Consider the following 19,283-nt stretch of genomic DNA (forward strand, 5'->3'; position numbering starts at 1 on the left):
AACAGCTCCTACACAGCCTAGAACTATGCCCGGAACTTCTCCTGAACGGCCTAGAACTACTATGCCTGGTACTACTCCTGAGCAACCTAGAAATAATATGCCTGGCAATACTATGCCTGGTAATTTTATGCCCGGTACCAATATGCCTGGTAATACCATGCCTGGTAATTTTATGCCTGGTACTAATATGCCTGGTAACACCATGCCCGGTAATACCATGCCCGGTAATACCATGCCTGGTAATTTTATGCCCGGTACTAATATGCCTGGCAATACCATGCCTAGGACTAATATGCCTGGTAACACTATGCCCGGTAATTTTATGCCCGGTACTAATATGCCTGGCAATACTATGCCTAGAACTGATATGCCTGGTACCAATATGCCTGGTACCACTATGCCCGGTACCAATATGCCCGGTACTAATATGCCCGGTACTACGATGCCTGGCACCACTCCTTCCCAACCTAGAACGGGCATGCCGCTCCAGCCGACACCACAAACTCCTTATAACCCAAATACTGCTTCCCCAACTCGAACACAAGAATATTACAACAGTGGCCAGAATAGTTGCATGAACTACGGATGCATGAATGGTTCCATGAATCAGCAAAGGGGTTATGAAGATGAAAATGATGAACTCGATTATGATAATATGATGATGCCCGGCATGTATATGAATCCTAGCCTTCCAATGGGAATCCCCCTTATGCCTCTATACGGATATGACAATTGTGAAGATGCGGATAAAGACTGGGATTATATGAAACAAATGTATCCTGTTATGGCAAAAAGGCTTCAAAGAGAAGTTGAAGATGAATGTGACAGACTGGAATATGACGGCAGCTGTATGTTTGATGAATATCCTGATCGTGTTTATCTTGGTAGAATCGCCGATAAAATATATAACAGGGTTAAACATCTGGAAGATGATGACACTTTAGTTTCTCCTAGAAGTATAGAAGACTCTACACAAACAGAAGACAGTTCTGTTGAAGCAAATCAATATTCCCAATTTTACCGCGACGGAAGGCGTGATGGCAGGAACCGTGACAGAAGACCAGGCCGTCTAAGGGATTTAATTGAAGTGTTGCTCTTTAATGAAATAATAAACCGCCGCAGACGTTATAGAAGCAGAAGACGTTGGTTCTAATTATTTATAAACATTTATATAATACATGATATAGGGCGAAGATTCTAATTTTGTTATATTAGATTCCTCGCCCCTTATTTATTAGTTCAAAAAACAACCAACTAATATCCTCCATTTATAACCGGTGTTCCTAACAATATTCTGGTTGTATCTGTTCCTTCGTCATAATCAATTGCAATATGAATGTTTATCTTATTCCCAACTGAGTTAACATATTCATCTAATAAGCCGCTATAAGCATATATCGTATACAGGTCATCCTGCCTGTTTGCATAAGCTATTTTTCCCTGTAAATCGCTAACCATGCTATCTGCGATTCCGTTCATCTCATCCAAAGTTAATTTTCCCTGACAATTGCCGCTTATCTGCATATTGGTTTGTATATTATCAGCTTTCAGCTTTTTAAATGTATCCTTTATTAAGTCACGATAGCTTAACAGGCTGTTCATATCTTTATAAATAGTCAGACGAACCAGTAAATAATGATTGATATCTGTTATATCACTGTCGTTCTCCACATCTACACTTACTACCTTAATTAAAGATTGTGCATTTTTGTTCTTTTTCTCAACGTAAACTTCACAGTCATTATTTTTCCGGTTTATTATAACCTCTTCATCCACTTGAAGTCCAATGGCTCTGGCTATATAGAGAACCAGTTCTTTTTTGTCAGCTTCACTTAAGTAACCCTTACCATAATCAGCTGCCACTTCCAATTCAAAGGAGGATACTTCCGGATTGGTATTAATAAAAGCATCCAAAATATTATGTTCAGGCCTTAAAAATGCGTTAACCGCCAACTGCATAATTACGGATATCCATAATACGCCTAAAATATATATGGTTAATTTTGCTTTTTTACCAACAATAAATTCTTTGAATGTATTATTTTGCTTTTTCATATTATTACCTCCACATCATGCTGCATAGCTGCAGCATATAAGTTGTATCGATTTCTTGCTTGTATTATTTCCATTATTTGAGAAACCTATACAGGAAGGTAATAAAAAACTGATACATTTTTTAGAATATATCAGAAACTTGAAGCATTTATTATCTTGCAGCTTCAATGAATATTTCTATTCTTGTTAATCTTCTATTAATTCTATTCTTCTAATGTGTCTTTCATCATTTGAAAACGGTGTATCAAGGAAAGTATCCACTATTTTTAAAGCTAATCCCGGCCCTATTACTCTTGCCCCCATTGCTAAAATATTAGCATTATTATGTTCTTTGGTAGCTTGGGCACTAAAACAATCATGACAAAGAGCAGCACGAATTCCTTTTACTTTATTGGCTGCAATGGAGATTCCAATACCCGTACCGCATATAAGAATACCCAATTCACATTCTTTGTTCACAACGGCTTCTGCTACCTTTTTTGCAAAAACAGGATAATCACAGGAATCTTTTGAATATGTTCCATAATCTTTATATTCTATATTTCTTTCTTGTAAATGCTTCATTACCTCTTGTTTTAATTCAAAACCGCCATGGTCGGATCCTAATGCTATCATAATTGTTCCTCCTCGTTAAGTTTATATACTGTTTTCTTTACCAGCCTCGCCAGCTCCACATAGCACTCTTCATAGTCTAACAAAGTACCCCCGTAAGGGTCTGTTACATCACCGGTTTCACCTACAAATTCTTTAATTGTATAGACATTATCAGTATATTCAAATAATTCCATTATACTCATTTTTTGTTTTTCTGTCATAGTCAATATTAAAGTATTTTCATCAATATCCGATTGCTTTAATGGCTTGGAAATATGACCTCCTAATTCTAGATTATGACTTTTTAACACGACTTCAGCTTTTGGATTGGATGGTTCTGAAAATAATACCACTAATCCTCTGGATATAACCTTAATATCACTATTGGTTTCAAGACTACGATATATGGTGGCTGCCATAGGGCTTCTGCAAGTATTACCCGTACATACAAATATGATTTTTTCGTATTTAATCATACTAACCTCGATTCCAGCGCTTTGGCGCTTTTTAATAACCACATAAACTTTGTGCTCCCACAAGCCTATGGTTCTTTGGCAAAACCATTATCATGAACTTTAATTATATGGTATCCTGCTGCTTTTAATAGTCTGTTCATAATAGCTTGTCCCAGCTGTTTACTTTCAAAGCTTTCCGTGTAGATATACTCAGCTCCTTCGTCATCAAATTCTCTTAGAATCTGAAACAATCCATGTGCAATGGTATCTTCATCTTTTCTTGTTCCAATACTTTTTACCATTCCCTTGGGATATCTGGACAAAGTTTCATCTGTAGCAATAATGCCAACTTTAAAGCCTTCTGCTATTTTTTCGGCCGCAAACTCATTAATTGCTTTTATAACCGCCTCCGTATTGCCCTCCAATATGGTTAAATCTCCCTTGGGTGCGTAATGTTTATATTTCATTCCCGGCGCTTTAGGAACAATGTTAGCATCTGCTTTCTTAGCAAGCACCGCTTTATCATAATTCACAGGTCCAACCACAGCTTCTAACATAGTAGCCGTAATGTATCCTGGTCTAAGAATAGTTGGAACCTCACCTGTCACGTCCACAATAGTAGATTCTAAGCCTATATCTACCATACCGCCGTCTATAATCATCTCAATTCTGCCATTCATATCTTCTATTACATGTTCCGCCATAGTCGGACTTGGTCTTCCTGATATGTTGGCACTGGGAGCCGCTATATATACCCCTGATTTGCGGATTAATTCATAAGCAATGGGATGGGAAGGCATTCGAATAGCTACTGTTTCCAATCCACCGGTGGTATTATAAGGAACCGCTTTACTTTTTTTAAATATCATAGTTAAAGGCCCCGGCCAAAAAGCATCCGCCAATTTTACCCCTGCTTCCGGACATTCCACTGTTAAATCCTTTAATGCACCTATATGGGCAATATGAAGAATTAAAGGATTGTCAGAAGGTCTTCCCTTGGCCGCGTATATTTTTCCTGAAGCTTCAGAGTTTAGTCCGTCAGCACCTAAACCATATACGGTTTCTGTAGGAAAAGCAACTAATCCGCCTTTTTTTAGAATATCCGATGCTTCTTGCAGCTCCTCTTCATTAAAATTATTTTTATTTAATTTAATTATTTTCGTTTTCATTGTAACTCCATTCTGGGTAAATCCAGCCCTGTAAATCAAAAACATTATAGCACTATATTTATTCATTTTCCATAACTAATTCTGAATATAAGCAAAAATGTCATTCTGAGCTCTTTTATCCTCAGAATGACACTCATAATAACACCTTTTCATAATTATACAATACCTTTTTATAGTCTCATTATCTCAAATAAGGGGCATCTTTCATGGATTGATTTATGTAACTTAGTATTCCAAGGTGTATGGACCATGCCAGTTTCTCTTGGTAAGTTTCATCCAGTAACAAAGCCGCCTCTGTATAATTGGATAAAAAGCCACATTCAATAATAATTAGAGGACGATTGCTTTTCTTTAGCATATAATAATTACTATTTGCTTTCGCAAGCCGTTTATTTCCGTCATTTAAACTTTTCTTTAATTGTTCCTGCATAACCTCTGCAAATTCTTTTGCTTCCTTTGAACTGGTGTAATAGAATACCTGTGCACCTTTTATACTTTCCTGTTCAAAACTGTTCTGATGGATACTGACAGCAACAACAGCATCGCTGCTATTAATTATTTCCACTCTTTTTCTTAAATCTGCAGCTTTCTTGCTGGAATCACTTTCCGAGTAAAGTCCCTTATCTTCTTCTCTTGTCATGATTACGTTAATATCATTTTGTTCTAATATGGTTTTTAATTTTAGTGAGATACTTAAGTTAATATCCTTTTCAAGAGAATTATTTATACCAACTTTTCCAGGATCAAATCCACCATGTCCAGGATCTACAATAACGGTTATTTTTTTCTTATTATCTTCTTTTAACCTTGTTGCCGAATCTTGCATAACACCTACAGTGGGATCACTCAGTATATAGATGGATAAGGCAACCATAATCAGAAGTGCAAGGTTAAAATACTTTTTTATCTGTATTTTCTTTGGATTCATAAGCTAATCTCATTTCCTATCATCATTATATTCTATGAAGGAAATGAAAACCCTATGATTCCTGATTTAATTTATATATTTTTGAATTATATTCCAAACAGATTCTTTCTCAAGCCCCAATTTCCAACCAGCTATTCCTGCTAAGTCTGCCTGATCGATTACTTTTAATTTTGCTTCAATGGATTCGTCTTCCTCCAGCCAGATCTTATAAGTAGCATCATCTTTTTGGTATTCACCATAATACTGCCCTGCTTCTTTATTCCATACCGGCTCCACATCGTTACTTTCAAGAATATCTATTCCGGAAGACATTCCCAGCGCTTCTGAGGTTACTTTAACTGCCCCATTTTCCTGAACTTCCTTCCATAACCTTGTATAAAATGGAATGCCCATAATGATTCTTTCTTTAGGAACCATTTCCAAAGTCCGTTTAACAGCTTGTTCCACAAAGCCTATGGAAGAAACAGAACCGCTTACTTCCGAATTTCCATGATGTTCATCATATGCCATTATAATTACATAGTCTGCCACAATACCTTGTTCTTCTCTGTCATAGTAAGCAGAATAATCAGCTGGTACGTAATTATCAACAGATAAAACAATATCATTATTTCTGCATTTTACGGATAACTCACGAATAAATTGAATGTAATACCTACCCGCTTCTGCACTGATTCTTTCAAAATCAATATTGATACCATCTATATTATACTTGATTACTTCTGCTACTAATTCATTAATCAGCTTTTCTCTCTTTGATGTATAAGAAAGAACTTCAAGCATATTTACTTCCGGATTAAAATCATCTACCAAAGCCCATACTTCTACGCCTTTGGAATGGGCACGTTCCATATAAGTTTCACTAGCCAGTGAACTTATGTTTCCATCATTATTCTCTACCTTAAACCAAGTTGGAGAAACTGTGGTTACGCTCTTTGTTTTTTCGAGTAAATTCAAAAGTCCATTATTTGCATCCCTATTGGTAACCTGATGCCATACCAAATTAATGGCTCCTTTTTTTGAAATATGTGTATATTCAGGGGCAGCAAAATCACTTTCTATGGTTTCATAGAAAGAATCCCTTATATTCTTATTTTTAACATAACCAATAATACCGTCTTCAGTCATAACCTTACTAAAACCTTTTTTAACCACTTCACTGGTATCTACATATAAAAGCTTTGTATCCGCTTCTAATTGGCTTAATATTTTACTTTTAATACTAGGCTCTACTCTTAATTGTGTAGATTTCTTTACATTCGTATACAAATAATCACCGGTTTTATATTCAATCACTGCCCGATTCGGTTCTTCATAGAATTCATAATTCAAATCCGAATACTGTTTTACAAAATCAATGGAAACATAAACTTGATTTCCTTCTGTTTTTACGATTACTTTGTCCGCTTCTTTCTTATTTTTATTGACAAAATACTCTTTACTTCCCACCTCTGCTTTTATTACTTCCGTAGGAGTGGTATAGCTTAATATATTTTCAAAACCATCCCAATGAAACCTTTTATTAAAGGTTTTAATTACGGTATCATAGTCTAAATATATCTGACCGTCTGCAAGAATCCCCTTTTTTTCATAGATCTTATCCTGCAAAATAATTAAAACTTCTTTATCACTTACTTTATAATATTCCTCTAACGCCATAACTTCTTTACTTGGTGTCAGAGATTTCATAACAGATGCAATAATAATAATAAAAATTATGAATAAAGCAATACTGGTTCCAATTATAGCCTGCTTTGTCTTTCTCTCCATGGTTGTCCTCCTCATATACTCTCTTTCATCCTTCCAAACATAATGCCGTAAGACACATCTCAAATAGTTAAATATGCTTTTTTGCAACTGCAAAGCAGTTTCTATTACACACTCCATCTCATTATAACATTTATTATTCTTATCGTCATTACTAAAATCGACTTTTTCTTAATTAATACTACATATTATTTACATAACAAAAAAGCAGGGACAGCCTATTCATGTAAATAATACTGCCCTGCCTTTTTACATAAGTTAATTGGGATTTGGGATTTGCTTAAACATTGAAAATTATCTTGGTGAACTAGTGGCTGTAAAAGCTCACATTTTTGTACTTTTGCTTTTAATTCAGTAATAGACCCACATTAGCATTGAGGATACAAATTGTATAGCCTTATACTGTATTTTTGAGTTACTTCTATATTATACTCCTGTGTCATATTATTTTATAATTTTCAAAATATTGATATTATACAACTTTTATCTGGATTAGTTCTTAAAAACTTCTGAAACGGATTGGCAGTATTAGAAAGGATTCACTGAAATGGATCCGGATCTTGTAAAAATACAATTCATTATTTCTTCTTTTATATAATCCTGCAAGCAGTAAAACCGGCAATATAAATTTATATCTTACTCAAAGGTGCATTATAATATTCATTGATTTATTTTGGATAAGAAGGTTAGATTGTGATATGCTATACCATTTTTTAAATCCACATAACCGGCTTAACTACTACACTTATATAACTTTCTGAAAGAGATGAATGGTTTCCTCGGATAAAGAAAATGGATCCGGTTCATAGGGAATACCCCAAAACTGCTTTCGGAATTCCTTGGCAGCTTGTTTTAACTCCCGTTTCTTTACAAAAGGTATCATATAAAGCCATTCATCACTTTGATTTATATGACAAGTATGCTGTTGGAATCTTTCCAGCTCCTGCTGTTTCCAAGGTGTTAAACTGCTAACTACAAGTTTTCTGTCACAACGGAAAAACTCATGCTTATTCTTTATAAAATCCATTCCCAGATCCAATATAATACAGTCATAAGAAGCACCTATAATCTCCGCCAGCTCAGCCGGTCTTACACTTTTATAATAGGTTACCCGGTGAATAAGGAAAAAGTCCTCTTCTTCTGAACTTTCTTTTGTACTGCCATAGACTTCACTATAGATATTCTTCATATGCATTATATCTTCCTGTTGACCGTATTCCACATAGGCAACTTTTTTCCCCAGCCATTGACTTAAATAATTGGCAAGCAGAATACTCAAGTGGGTAACCCCAGTTCCATGATGGGTTCCTATTACCCCTATTGTTAACTTCCCGGGTTGATTTTCTTGTCGGGATATTCTTTTTAGTAAAATGGGTACTTTCTTCATAGGCTCCTCCAGCTTATAATAGGAAACGGTCTGATTATTTTTTAATTATCTTTATCCATTCAACAATTATCTTTCATCTATTCAACTAATTGATCTATGAATTGATTTAGTATTTTACCGTTTTGCCCTGCAAAAGGATCCGGTTCATAAGGAACTCTGCAGCAAGTCAGCTTTCCCATGTATTTCAGAATTTCACGAAATCTGCTTCCGTCTACAAAATTAAACAAATACTTTACGGTTTTCTTATCACACACCAGCTTTAATGCTTTTTCTGTTTCCTCTAACTCCCACTCCTTTCCGCCGCATACCAGTAATTGAATATCTGAATTTAGGAAATCTTCATAATTATCCTGATTTAGTTTCCCATAGTCTAATATTTTTACCGGATATGTTTCTGATACAACAGGTAGATGGATGCGGCACCCAGGCAGCATATAGCAGTTATTTATAAGATAAATACTCTCTTTAATTTTATTTTTTTTATAACTGCTTAATATAGAGGAAACATGGTTAGAATTATTTTTTTCCATATAGAGTGCCTTTATAGATTTTTGGGAATAATAATTGGCAATTAGAATTCCAAGATGGGTGGTTCCAATCCGCTCCTGTGTACCTGCGATTGCTATAGTGATAGACTTTCTTGATTCATCCTTTACCTTTACGCTTTTTTGATGCAGCTCTAATAATTTCTTCTTTAATACGAATACGCCGGAGTAGCGTAACATAGGATAATACTGAAGACATCGCTTCATAATCCCTTGCAAAGGTGCAGAGCAATTCCCCAGCTTATTCTGAATACTCCTCTTTTGCTCGGAAATAATATAACTTTTTCCGGTTACCATATAATAAAGTAAAGTTCCTATTCCATATACATCCGTTCTTTCATCCGGTGCATGTCCGCTATATAACTCCGGAGCAGCAAATCCTTTTGTACCCAAAGAATAGTTGCGATTCCCGGTTTCATTTTGGAAACTGGAAGCACCAAAATCAATTAGCTTTATTTGATTCTTGGAAATAATAATATTATCCGGATTTAAGTCCAAATACAAAACGGGATTATGAGTGGAATAAAGATATTGCAATAAATCGCAAAGTTGAATGGTAAATTCAATGATTGTATCTTCTGGAATGTGCTCAAGTTGATTTCTCAGCACTTTCAAAGATTGCCCTTCAATATATTCCTCAATAATATATGAATATCCAGTATCTTCTTCAAAATCGAAGATGATGGGAATACAAGAATGGCATAGATTTTTTAGAATACGCGCTTCATTCAGTAATTGTGAATGTAAGATATGATCCTTACGGATCCGCTTAATAGCTCTTAGGGTATTGAGTTTTGTATGTAAGCTTAAAAAAACATCCGCAGTCCCTCCGTGCCCTAATACTTTAATAATTTGATATTTATGAAACCATATCTGGCTTGTCATTCTCTCCTTTCTTGGTGGATACGATCAAATGCGAAAGAAATTGGCAAATCAAGTAAATCATATAACTATTATATCCAATTAACCTATTTTTCACAAGCTTTTTGCAAATAGTTTTTTTACCAAACTTTCCTCTCCTTCTTTGGCAATAATTTTGGATGAATTCTGTGTCAAATTAGAAAGAATAACGTAAACTATTAATAAATGTTTCATATATAATCATATTGACTTTAGTTAATATTTAAATTATACTTTGTTTACACAACATAGACTAATAATTTACAGCTTATATTGTATTATGTTGTATCACTTTATTGTTAAATTTTCAGGCCAGCACATAGAAAAGGATGTGATTCTATGAAGATAGAAAAAATTAGCGATACGCAGATTCGTTGTACTTTAAGTAGAGACGATTTAGTTGACAGAGAGTTACGAATTAGTGAACTAGCTTACGGCAGTGAAAAAGCAAAGGCCTTGTTTCGAGATATGATGCAACAAGCAAATTATGAATTTGGTTTTGAAGCAGAAGATATTCCTTTGATGATTGAAGCTATCCCAGTTTCTCCGGAATGCTTAGTTTTGGTTATAACCAAAGTAGAAGATCCTGATGAATTAGATACTAGGTTTTCAAAATTTTCTCCTGATTCAGAAGATATGGATGTATATGATGAAGACGAAGATGAGGAACCTTATGCTGATGAAATAATAAATTCTTATGGTCAAACAGATGATTATATGGAAGATTCTATAGACGATAACAAAGGGGATTTTGTACCTTTAACAGATGCATTATCTTTCCACAAGGAAGAAAAGATAGCAAAAGTTACTGCAGCGGACAGTATTTCTTATCCACCAAATTTGTTAAAGATTTTTACATTCCGTACACTAAATGAAGTGATTAGATTATCAAGTATCATTGGCAGCTTTTATACGGGTACCAATACTTTATATAAGAACCCTTCTTCTTCCATGTACTACCTGGTTCTAAGCAGATCTGACCATACACCGGAAGAATTTAATAAAATCTGCAATATCATTTTAGAATACGGAAAACAAGAACGCTTTACCTATGCCAGTCCATATCATTATGAAGAACACTTTGAAACAATTGTTAAGGATAATGCAATTCAAATACTTTCTAAAATGTAATATGTTATTGAGAATATCCAATCATAATAGGACTGTTAAAAAACTGTCATTCTAAAGAATCTCATTATGAGTGTGAGATTTTTGAGGGAAGTATCAAATTTTGAATTTTCCCTATCAGAATGACAGTTTTATTTTTTTACTACAGCTTAATTCACAAAAAAGGTTATGAGAGAAATTGCAAAATATGTCCAATCCTTCTCATAACCTTTTATAATTCTTATACTTAGTTCTTTGTAGCAAGATATTCATTAATATTTGCTAATAACTCATCTGCATTCATACCATGAACCATAGCTGCTTCTTCTAAAGTTTCTCCTTGAGAAGATGGGCAACCTACGCAATGCATTCCAGAACCTAATAAAATAGGAATGATTCCTTGATCTACCATAATAATTTCACCGATAGTCATGTCTTTAGTCACTTGTGCCATATCGATTACCTCCTAATTTTTATATGAAAACTATAAATAATATGCTAAATTGCTACTTCATTATAAGCTATGTTCTACTGTCAGTCAAGAAAGAATTTTGATGTCTATTTGCTGTTCTTTTGAGGAAATCAACTTGGATTAGCCCTAATTTTAAAAAGTAAATAGATTCTTCCTTAAAGTTTGATAAAATATTATCTTTTACTTGTATTATTTTATGTTATGTATTAAAATAAGTACGGAATAAAATATAGAGGAGGATTAAATCATGGCATATAAAATTAGTGAAGAATGTATTAGCTGTGGAGCTTGCGCTGGAGAATGCCCAGTTGGAGCAATCTCTGAAGGCGCAAGTCATTACGAAATTGATCCAGATGCTTGCATCGATTGCGGAACATGCGAAGCTACATGTCCTACAGGTGCTATCGAAGCTTAATATATTCAAAAAAACAGGGGCTGCTTTATAATAAGCTTACATATCAGAAGAATTGCTATGCAATGTAATCTGAAGATTCGCTTATTATATCGTAGCTCCTTTACTTTATAATAATATGAATGTATATATTAATATACCTTTTCATTTATTTTCTCATGTACCTTTAAAAATTTTTCTTATGTTTTCTTAATCTAAATAGGATTTACTATTCTTCTTTTATTTGATCTCTTATGTAGACTTCGGTATGAATTTATTATAATTTAAATAGACCCTTTTTCTTTCTCTTTTTATCTCTGGCAGCTGCGTACTCAGCTCGTCCAAATTGAATTTCTCTTAATGTTCTGTCGAATTGCTTAAATCGTTCTTCTTCCCGTTCTTCTTTTATTCGGAGTAAATAATCCATTTCCTTAATCACGCTGTTGGTAACTGCATCGCTAACGGTTTCTGACAAAGCTTCATTATTATCTTTTAAAACTTCCGTTATCATATTACTCATAATTACTTTAAATTGCTCTAGTTTCTCCAAAGAGCTTGCCATCATTGTTTCATCACCCGGATTATCCGAATTCTGAATAGTAAGTGAGGTTAAATTAAGACTTTCGTTGATACCGTCCATGTATTTTTTATCCCATTCCTGCTGTACTTTTTCAACTTCATTGGTATCCATATTTCTAAGTTTCATTATTTCGGGAAGAAGCATTTTAATTGCCCGCAATTGATATCCCTTTTCTTTTAATACCTTTACAGCTCTTAGAATATCAACATCTTCCTGCCGGTAATACCTATGCCCCATCTCATTCCTTGGTATATGTAATTCCAGTTCCTCTTCCCAATACCTTAACGTATGTTGCTCTACTTCTAGTTGTTTTGAGGCATCTGATATAATGTATCGGATTTCTCCCATAAGTCTTCCTCCTCTGCTATTTTTTTACATTACTTTTATTATAGCACAGCTTCCTCGCATTTCAATACACTTAACAAACTTTCTCAAGGAACTTGTCGACACCATAATCCAGAAGCTTGTCCCACTCACCACACATGGACAAAATCCTACAGCATAAAACAGAAAACTTAAATTTATAGTAAAAAACAGAAAGCATATCTCTACTCTATATAGTAGTCATTCTTTAGAATCTAGTATATAATTGTGGAAGGACCGAATGTAGATAAAGGAGAATAAAAATGCCGGAAAAGTCAAATAAACTGTTGAAATATTTAAGAACCTTATTAATGATAATTCTATTGGTTTCTATAGACCAATTAATTAAGATAATTATTTTAAACAACTTTATGAATGAGAAATTTTATTTTATAGATAAGTTTATAGGTTTTGAACCAATAATAAATACGAAATATTCCTATATCAACTCCCTGGGCAACTTCGGCATTGGCCTGACTACCCACATTATTGTCGTTTTAGCAGCCATACTAATGGCTATAATAATCTACCTATTTATAAACGAAACATATAACATGACCCACTTGGGAGAATGGATCTTCCTCTTCCTTTTTTCAGGCGCCTTTTGTTCACTTATTGATAAAATAATATGGGGAGGCAGCTTAGATTATATACTGGTAGAAGGATTCTTTACCTTTGATTTAAAAGATGTATATATCACAACTTTTGAAATACTAATAATTTCATGTTTAATATTTAATTATAAAGGCCTTCGAAAATTTGATGAAAAGAAGTTTTTTCGGGAATTAAAAAACTATATGAAAGAAAAATTTACAAAAAAATAAAACTTATAAATATGCAAAGCTTGTAAATAAACAGAACTTATAAATAAACAAAACTTATAAGTAATAAATCAAACACCAAAGGAGAGATAGAAATGGAAATCCAGCATGCGAATAAAATAGACTATCAATATATACTTAATAACGATAAACATATATCAAAAGAACTAATAGAGCCCAAAATTAATATGAAAGAAATTATTATAGTAAGAGATAAAGATAATAAAAACATTGGTTGGTTAAGATATAACTACTTCTGGGACAATACTCCCTTTATAAATATGCTTTACCTTGATGAAAATTACAGACACAAAGGAATCGGAAAAAGCCTAGTCACTTTTTGGGAAAACGAAATGAAACATAACGGCTACGATTTAGTTATGACCTCCACATTATCCAATGAAAATGCACAACACTTTTATAGAAAACTAGGATATAAAGATGCCGGTAGTTTACTATTAGAAAATGAACCTCTAGAAATAATCTTTACTAAAAAAATATAATTGTAAATATAAATAAGCTACAATAATAATTTACAAAAGAATACATATAAATACTAAAATACTTAATAATCACTTTCATCTTTACGTCATGCGAACTGCATACATTTCCATACTAGAAAAGCAAAAAATCACCCCATACACAGCTTTGCCCCCACAACCTAAATTGACCTTAGAAAGTAGGACATGGTATATATTTCTTGTGACTTTGAGAAATTCGCTATGGTTCTTATACGATAGAAATCGCGCCAATATTTAAAAATTGTGATGTTTGAGCCGGGTACAACCCGGCGAGTTCGCAATTTTTAAATATGTTCTCAGCGATTACTATCGTATTAGAACCATCGAATCTCTCTATGGAACAAGAAATATATACCATGTCCTACTCTCTAAGGTCTCTATAACCTCTATTTGGCAAAGCGTCCTATCTCAATATTTTAATTATTCTGCCTCTCCAAATTCGCAAATTTCGTATACTGTGACAACCAAGCCAATTTAACCGTTCCCGTAGGACCGTTTCTTTGCTTACCTATAATAATTTCAGATATTCCCGCATCTTCCGAATCGTGATTATAATAATCATCACGATAAATAAACATTACAACGTCGGCATCCTGCTCAATAGCACCGGATTCACGAAGGTCAGAAAGCATGGGACGTTTATCCGGTCTTTGCTCAACGGCACGGCTTAGCTGAGATAAAGCCACAACAGGAGCATTGATTTCCCTTGCTAACGCTTTTAAGGAACGGGAGATTTCTGATATTTCCTGCTGCCTTGATTCGGATTTTTTACTGCCTGACATTAACTGTAAGTAGTCAATAATAACCAAGCCTAGGTTATGTTCCAGCTTATACTTTCTGCATTTGGAGCGAAGTTCACTAATGGATATACTGGATGTATCATCTATGATAAGATTGGAATTACCAATTGTTCTTGCACTTTCTACTAATTTCAGCCAGTCATCGTCGGATAAATCACCGCTTCGAATTGCCTGGGAATCTACTTTGGAATGCATGGATAGTATACGTTTTACCAATTGGTCCTTTGACATTTCCAAACTGAATATAGCAGTTGTAACATTACTTCTTAAGGCTACATGCTCTGCTACATTCAATACAAATGCAGTTTTACCCATAGACGGTCTGGCAGCCACCAGTATTAAATCAGAAGGCTGTAAGCCGGCGGTTTTATAATCCAAATCATAAAATCCTGTTGCAACACCGGTAACACTTCCTTTATTCTTTGCTGCTGACTCAATACTTTCCAGGGATTGAAACACGATATCCTTTATGCTTACAAAGTCACCGGAGTTTCGTTTTTGTAAAATATCAAATACCTTTTTCTCTGTTTCCTCTAATATTGTTTCTACTTTTTCTTTATCCAGGTAACATTGGGTGGTAATTCCTTCTGTTACTTTTATAAGCTGTCTTAATGTAGATTTTTCCTTCACAATGGTTGCATAATGCCGTACATTTGCTGATGTTGGTACAGCAGTTATCAAGTCTCTAATAAATTCAAGACTGCATATCTCCGGAGGAACATCTTTTTCTTTTAATTTATTGGAAAGAGTAATTAAATCAACCGGCTTACCCTCATTAAAGAGCTCAATCATAGCGTCAAACAAAACACCATATCTTTGCTCATAAAAGTCATCCCCTGTTACCATTTCAGAAGCCGTAACAATGGCGTCCTTATCCATTATCATAGATCCAATAACGGATTGTTCTGCTTCCGAACTGTGAGGAAGAACTTTTTTTATAAATGCCTCATCCATTTCCCTTTCCTCCTAAGTCCAACTAAAACATTTCTCATTAACATAAAATAATCTATTCTTATTATGAAATTCTTTGCCCTTCCGGGCTTAGAATGACATTTCTACTGCAAAAATATCTTTATTGTTCGTCTACTTTTACTTTTAATTCTGCAGTTACTTGCGGATGCAGTTTTACAGCAACTGTATGAGTACCAATTGTTTTTATTGGTTCCGGTAACTGTAATTTCTTTTTATCAATATCGAAGCCATGTTGTTCTTTTAAAGCACCGGCAATTTCTTTTGAGGATATAGATCCAAAGGTTCTTCCGCCTTCACCTGCTTTAATGTATAGATTCAGGGTAATGCTTTCTATTTCTTTTGCTAAGGCTTTTGCTTCATCTAATATTTCCTTTTGTCTTTTTTCTTCTGCCGCTTTTTGTAATTTTAAATCATTAAGGTTCTTTGGAGTTGCTTCTAAACCTAATTTCTTTGGTAGGATAAAATTTCTGGCATATCCATCACTTACATTTACTAAGTCCCCTTTTTTACCTAATGATTTTACGTCTTGTGTTAATATAACCTGCATATGTCAAGTCTCCTTCATTTTATAATTTTATCAAGTATATATTTGTTAATATACCATTCATTTCTATAATGTACCAGATGAATCCACTACAGCTTTAATCTGTCCAATCAGTTTAACGGTTGAAAACAATAAGGCTTTTTAAAGTACCGCAATTATAAATCCCCTTCTTTGCTCATAGTAGCCAATGTAGTCTTTACATTGTGAATAGCATCTTCTAAGGTACAGTCTGGAAATTGAGCGCCAGCAACACTCATATGTCCTCCACCACCCAGTTTTTCCATAATAACCTGAACATTTACCTCGTCAATGGATCTGGCACTTACATATATCTTACCATTAAAATCAGTAAATACAAATGAAGCTCTAACATTTGTTATATTAAGCAGTTCATTTGCAACTTGAGCGGCCAGTATGGTGGGACTGTTAATTCCTTCACTGGCACATATTGTAATTGCATAATGGTCCATATATATTTCAGTAGCGGTAATTGCTTCTGCTTTTGTTTTATATTCGTCCATATCACTACGGAAAGATTTGCGGATACGTGTTACATCAGCACCATTTCTTCTTAAGTATGCGGCCGCCTCAAAAGTTCTTACACCTGTTTTAGTTAAGAAGTTATTGGTGTCTATCATAATTCCCGCATACATGGCATCTGCTTCCGCCTGCCTTAGCTTTAGACCTTCTCCTATATACTGTAACACTTCTGCTACCAGTTCACAGGAGGAAGAAGCATATGGTTCAATATAAGACAGCGCTGCATTTTCAACATTTTCACCGGACTGGCGGTGATGATCTAATATAACCACAGTTTTTGTCAAATCCAATAGTTCCTGACATTCTGTATAGCTTGGTCTGTTCACGTCTACTATTACCAATAAAGTATTGTTATCCACAATCTGAAGTGCCTGATCACTTTTTACAAACAAATCTTCATCATAATCCGGATTATTGATAAAACGTTTCATAATAGGTCTTACAGAAGTGGTTACTTCATTAATTACAATATGTGCTTTTTTATTCAATGTCTTTGCAATCCGGTAAACACCTATAGCCGCACCAAATGAATCCACATCCGCAATAGAATGTCCCATAATTACAACTTTATCTTTACCTTCAATGAATTCTTTCAGGGCATGAGCTTTAACTCTGGCTTTTACTCTGGTATTCTTTTCAACCTGAACACTCTTGCCTCCGTAGTAAAGAAGTCTTTCTTTATCCTTAATAACTGCCTGGTCTCCACCTCTTCCCAGTGCCAGATCCATAGCAGCACGGGCATATTCATAACTGGTAAGATAGGATTCTGCATTTACTCCCAGACCCATACTTATGGTTACGGACATCTCATTACCTATATTAATTGCCCGGACTTCATCCAATAAATTAAATTTATTAGCTTGTAATTGAGCCAAATATTTTTGTTTAAACATAAAAATGTATTTGTCTTTCTCTAATTTCTTAATAATGGCATCCATGCCCTGCATATATTTGTTAATTTTACGGTCTATTAATGCAATTAATAAAGAGCGTCTTACCTCATCTATACTTTCTAATGCTTCCTCATAATTATCAATATAGAGTAAGCCAATAACCATCTTTTGTTCTATTTTTTCTCTTGTTAAATTGGTAATTTCAGTTTCATCATAAAGATAAATAGCAATTAAACTATTGCTATCATTTAACGTGGAATCTTCATCTTGAAAAACCCAGCTTTCATCTTCCGTAAAATCAGGTGCAACAATTCTTCTTAATATGGCATTGTATGTTTTTTCATTTCTTACTATCTTTATGCTTTGATCCTGCACATTCCTGGGCAGCATGGAATCCTTTATCTCTGGAAATATAGACGATATCGGCTTTTGTGCCAGCCTTTGATTCCCTAAAATATCTTGGAATTCATCATTGCCCCAAAGCATCTTGCCTTCATTATCTAAAATTGCATACGGAAAAGCCATCTCTTTTAATAATTGCTTTTGTACCTGTCCATAGTCTGCTGCAAAACGAACTAATTCACCTGTTATTGTAGTTCTCTTCAGGAATAATACTATAGCAATAGCAATATAGAAAAGCAAAAAACCAAGCATCAGTATACCAGCATCACTATTCACCATATATATAGCAATATTCATTAGGATCAATAATAGTGATAATACAATTGGCCAACTTAAATATATCTTTAATGCTCCTTTTACGTTTATCCTCTTTTTCATACTACCTCTTTTCTATGTATCTTATAGATACATGGGGACTTATTCCTGAAAATATTTAACAAATATACGGTAAACAGTATCCCAGCCAACGGACATTCCGATTACGGCTCCTTTTTCATTCTAGGATAAAATGACCTATTACCCCATTTAAACATTAATTGTGATGTACATTATACCATTTAAATCATCTAAATTAAAGTATTTTTTAATTATAGGCTAATTGATATGCGTACTTATCAATTAATTTTAATTTCATGAGGCCGAATATGGCAGAGCATTTTTAAATATAAGGTAGCTGGTATGTTAAATAATCCGTTTTGGAAAGATTTTAAGAGGTGGCTTAAATGAAAATAAGAGAAAAATTTATATTTGAGAATACAGGACTCATTATTGAATGGCAAATATAAAGAAAAATCGGAATTATAAAATATGTTGTAGTAGGAATAATAAAATAAACTTTGCTTTCTGCCGCCATATTATTAGGAAATGGTTTCATTAATAAAAACATAGAAATAAATAGTTCAATTTAATTATAATTATTGCAATTTATATACTACACCGGTTATAAGCTGGTTTACGAATGAATCTAGATATAAAAAGTATATTAATTAGATGGTTTGCATTGTATTTCTATAGCATCATCAGGGAGTATCCCAAAGTTTGTGTAAACCTTCAAACTGATGTAAAATAAAACTACAC

Annotated in this window: 18 protein-coding genes; 5 read left to right on the forward strand and 13 right to left on the reverse strand. The window is 34.1% G+C overall.

Annotation, left to right across the window (positions count from 1 at the left end):
* Positions 1–1,153 (forward strand): hypothetical protein (locus RT261_RS20555; protein ID WP_313135026.1); only part of this gene is annotated, 1,153 nt, incomplete at its 5' end.
* A 101-nt stretch (positions 1,154–1,254) separates the two neighbouring features.
* On the opposite strand, the gene RT261_RS20560 is transcribed toward RT261_RS20555, so the two are convergent.
* The 8 genes from RT261_RS20560 to RT261_RS20595 all read right to left on the reverse strand — a co-directional run bounded on the left by RT261_RS20560 (position 1,255) and on the right by RT261_RS20595 (position 9,785).
* Complete coding sequence (locus RT261_RS20560) at positions 1,255–2,055, reverse strand: YwmB family TATA-box binding protein (RefSeq protein WP_313135027.1); 801 nt, start codon at positions 2,053–2,055, stop codon at positions 1,255–1,257.
* Between the two features lie 186 nt (positions 2,056–2,241).
* Positions 2,242–2,670: a ribose 5-phosphate isomerase B gene (gene rpiB / locus RT261_RS20565; RefSeq protein WP_313135028.1), complete on the reverse strand. Its 429-nt coding sequence runs from the start codon at positions 2,668–2,670 to the stop codon at positions 2,242–2,244.
* Positions 2,667–3,125, reverse strand: coding sequence for a low molecular weight protein arginine phosphatase (locus RT261_RS20570; protein ID WP_313135029.1), 459 nt, complete (start codon positions 3,123–3,125; stop codon positions 2,667–2,669). The genes rpiB and RT261_RS20570 overlap by 4 nt, the downstream gene beginning before the upstream one ends.
* Before the next feature lie 65 nt (positions 3,126–3,190).
* On the reverse strand, positions 3,191–4,273 hold the full coding sequence (locus RT261_RS20575; RefSeq protein ID WP_313135030.1) for an L-threonylcarbamoyladenylate synthase: 1,083 nt from the start codon (positions 4,271–4,273) through the stop codon (positions 3,191–3,193).
* Positions 4,274–4,454: 181 nt separating this feature from the next.
* Positions 4,455–5,201, reverse strand: coding sequence for an N-acetylmuramoyl-L-alanine amidase (locus RT261_RS20580; protein WP_313135031.1), 747 nt, complete (start codon positions 5,199–5,201; stop codon positions 4,455–4,457).
* 66 nt (positions 5,202–5,267) lie between these two features.
* Complete coding sequence (locus RT261_RS20585; protein WP_313135032.1) at positions 5,268–6,971, reverse strand: glycosyl hydrolase family 18 protein; 1,704 nt, start codon at positions 6,969–6,971, stop codon at positions 5,268–5,270.
* A gap of 742 nt (positions 6,972–7,713) precedes the next feature.
* Positions 7,714–8,355 carry a hypothetical protein gene (locus tag RT261_RS20590; protein WP_313135033.1) on the reverse strand — a complete coding sequence of 214 codons (642 nt, stop codon included), beginning with the start codon at positions 8,353–8,355 and terminating at the stop codon, positions 7,714–7,716.
* 77 nt (positions 8,356–8,432) lie between these two features.
* Positions 8,433–9,785 (reverse strand): serine/threonine protein kinase, encoded by a 1,353-nt coding sequence (locus RT261_RS20595; protein WP_313135034.1) that lies wholly within the window; start codon positions 9,783–9,785, stop codon positions 8,433–8,435.
* Between the two features lie 354 nt (positions 9,786–10,139).
* On the opposite strand from RT261_RS20595, the gene RT261_RS20600 reads away from it, so the two are divergent.
* The gene (locus RT261_RS20600) at positions 10,140–10,931 is read left to right on the forward strand and encodes an adaptor protein MecA (protein WP_313135035.1); all 792 of its coding nucleotides are present in this window, start codon (positions 10,140–10,142) and stop codon (positions 10,929–10,931) included.
* Between the two features lie 223 nt (positions 10,932–11,154).
* Here the strand turns inward: RT261_RS20600 and RT261_RS20605 are convergent, their stop codons facing one another.
* Entirely contained in the window at positions 11,155–11,361 is a 207-nt protein-coding gene (locus tag RT261_RS20605) for a DUF1858 domain-containing protein (protein WP_313135036.1), read from the reverse strand.
* 265 nt (positions 11,362–11,626) lie between these two features.
* On the opposite strand from RT261_RS20605, the gene RT261_RS20610 reads away from it, so the two are divergent.
* Complete coding sequence (locus RT261_RS20610) at positions 11,627–11,794, forward strand: DUF362 domain-containing protein (RefSeq protein ID WP_313135037.1); 168 nt, start codon at positions 11,627–11,629, stop codon at positions 11,792–11,794.
* Positions 11,795–12,047: 253 nt separating this feature from the next.
* Here RT261_RS20610 and RT261_RS20615 read toward each other — a convergent pair whose 3' ends face one another.
* A complete protein-coding gene (locus RT261_RS20615; protein ID WP_313135038.1) occupies positions 12,048–12,698 on the reverse strand; it encodes a helix-turn-helix domain-containing protein in 651 nt (216 codons plus the stop codon).
* 326 nt (positions 12,699–13,024) lie between these two features.
* Here RT261_RS20615 and RT261_RS20620 point away from each other — a divergent pair, with 326 nt between their 5' ends.
* Both RT261_RS20620 and RT261_RS20625 read left to right on the forward strand, forming a co-directional pair.
* Positions 13,025–13,537, forward strand: a complete 513-nt coding sequence (locus tag RT261_RS20620; RefSeq protein ID WP_313135044.1) for a signal peptidase II — start codon at positions 13,025–13,027, stop codon at positions 13,535–13,537.
* Between the two features lie 92 nt (positions 13,538–13,629).
* Complete coding sequence (locus tag RT261_RS20625) at positions 13,630–14,037, forward strand: GNAT family N-acetyltransferase (RefSeq protein WP_313135040.1); 408 nt, start codon at positions 13,630–13,632, stop codon at positions 14,035–14,037.
* Positions 14,038–14,471: 434 nt separating this feature from the next.
* Here the strand turns inward: RT261_RS20625 and dnaB are convergent, their stop codons facing one another.
* The 3 genes from dnaB to RT261_RS20640 form a co-directional block, all read right to left on the reverse strand.
* Positions 14,472–15,809, reverse strand: a complete 1,338-nt coding sequence (gene dnaB / locus RT261_RS20630; RefSeq protein WP_313135041.1) for a replicative DNA helicase — start codon at positions 15,807–15,809, stop codon at positions 14,472–14,474.
* 118 nt (positions 15,810–15,927) lie between these two features.
* A complete protein-coding gene (gene rplI / locus RT261_RS20635) occupies positions 15,928–16,374 on the reverse strand; it encodes a 50S ribosomal protein L9 (RefSeq protein WP_313135042.1) in 447 nt (148 codons plus the stop codon).
* Between the two features lie 152 nt (positions 16,375–16,526).
* Positions 16,527–18,584 carry a DHH family phosphoesterase gene (locus RT261_RS20640; protein ID WP_313135043.1) on the reverse strand — a complete coding sequence of 686 codons (2,058 nt, stop codon included), beginning with the start codon at positions 18,582–18,584 and terminating at the stop codon, positions 16,527–16,529.
* Positions 18,585–19,283: the final 699 nt, after the last annotated feature.

The organism is Anaerocolumna sp. (assembly GCF_032079385.1).
Lineage (GTDB): Bacteria > Bacillota > Clostridia > Lachnospirales > Lachnospiraceae > Anaerocolumna.

Bases quoted from the DNA above. Each gene is read 5' to 3' on its own strand.
- RT261_RS20560 (WP_313135027.1), bottom strand. From the start codon at position 2,055: ATGAAAAAGCAAAATAATACATTCAAAGAATTTATTGTTGGTAAAAAA.
- RT261_RS20590 (WP_313135033.1), bottom strand. From the start codon at position 8,355: ATGAAGAAAGTACCCATTTTACTAAAAAGAATATCCCGACAAGAAAAT.
- RT261_RS20605 (WP_313135036.1), bottom strand. From the start codon at position 11,361: ATGGCACAAGTGACTAAAGACATGACTATCGGTGAAATTATTATGGTA.
- RT261_RS20600 (WP_313135035.1), top strand. From the start codon at position 10,140: ATGAAGATAGAAAAAATTAGCGATACGCAGATTCGTTGTACTTTAAGT.
- RT261_RS20570 (WP_313135029.1), bottom strand. From the start codon at position 3,125: ATGATTAAATACGAAAAAATCATATTTGTATGTACGGGTAATACTTGC.
- RT261_RS20625 (WP_313135040.1), top strand. From the start codon at position 13,630: ATGGAAATCCAGCATGCGAATAAAATAGACTATCAATATATACTTAAT.
- RT261_RS20575 (WP_313135030.1), bottom strand. From the start codon at position 4,273: ATGAAAACGAAAATAATTAAATTAAATAAAAATAATTTTAATGAAGAG.
- RT261_RS20615 (WP_313135038.1), bottom strand. From the start codon at position 12,698: ATGGGAGAAATCCGATACATTATATCAGATGCCTCAAAACAACTAGAA.
- RT261_RS20620 (WP_313135044.1), top strand. From the start codon at position 13,025: ATGATAATTCTATTGGTTTCTATAGACCAATTAATTAAGATAATTATT.
- dnaB (WP_313135041.1), bottom strand. From the start codon at position 15,809: ATGGATGAGGCATTTATAAAAAAAGTTCTTCCTCACAGTTCGGAAGCA.
- RT261_RS20595 (WP_313135034.1), bottom strand. From the start codon at position 9,785: ATGACAAGCCAGATATGGTTTCATAAATATCAAATTATTAAAGTATTA.
- RT261_RS20610 (WP_313135037.1), top strand. From the start codon at position 11,627: ATGGCATATAAAATTAGTGAAGAATGTATTAGCTGTGGAGCTTGCGCT.
- RT261_RS20640 (WP_313135043.1), bottom strand. From the start codon at position 18,584: ATGAAAAAGAGGATAAACGTAAAAGGAGCATTAAAGATATATTTAAGT.
- rpiB (WP_313135028.1), bottom strand. From the start codon at position 2,670: ATGATAGCATTAGGATCCGACCATGGCGGTTTTGAATTAAAACAAGAG.
- RT261_RS20585 (WP_313135032.1), bottom strand. From the start codon at position 6,971: ATGGAGAGAAAGACAAAGCAGGCTATAATTGGAACCAGTATTGCTTTA.
- rplI (WP_313135042.1), bottom strand. From the start codon at position 16,374: ATGCAGGTTATATTAACACAAGACGTAAAATCATTAGGTAAAAAAGGG.
- RT261_RS20580 (WP_313135031.1), bottom strand. From the start codon at position 5,201: ATGAATCCAAAGAAAATACAGATAAAAAAGTATTTTAACCTTGCACTT.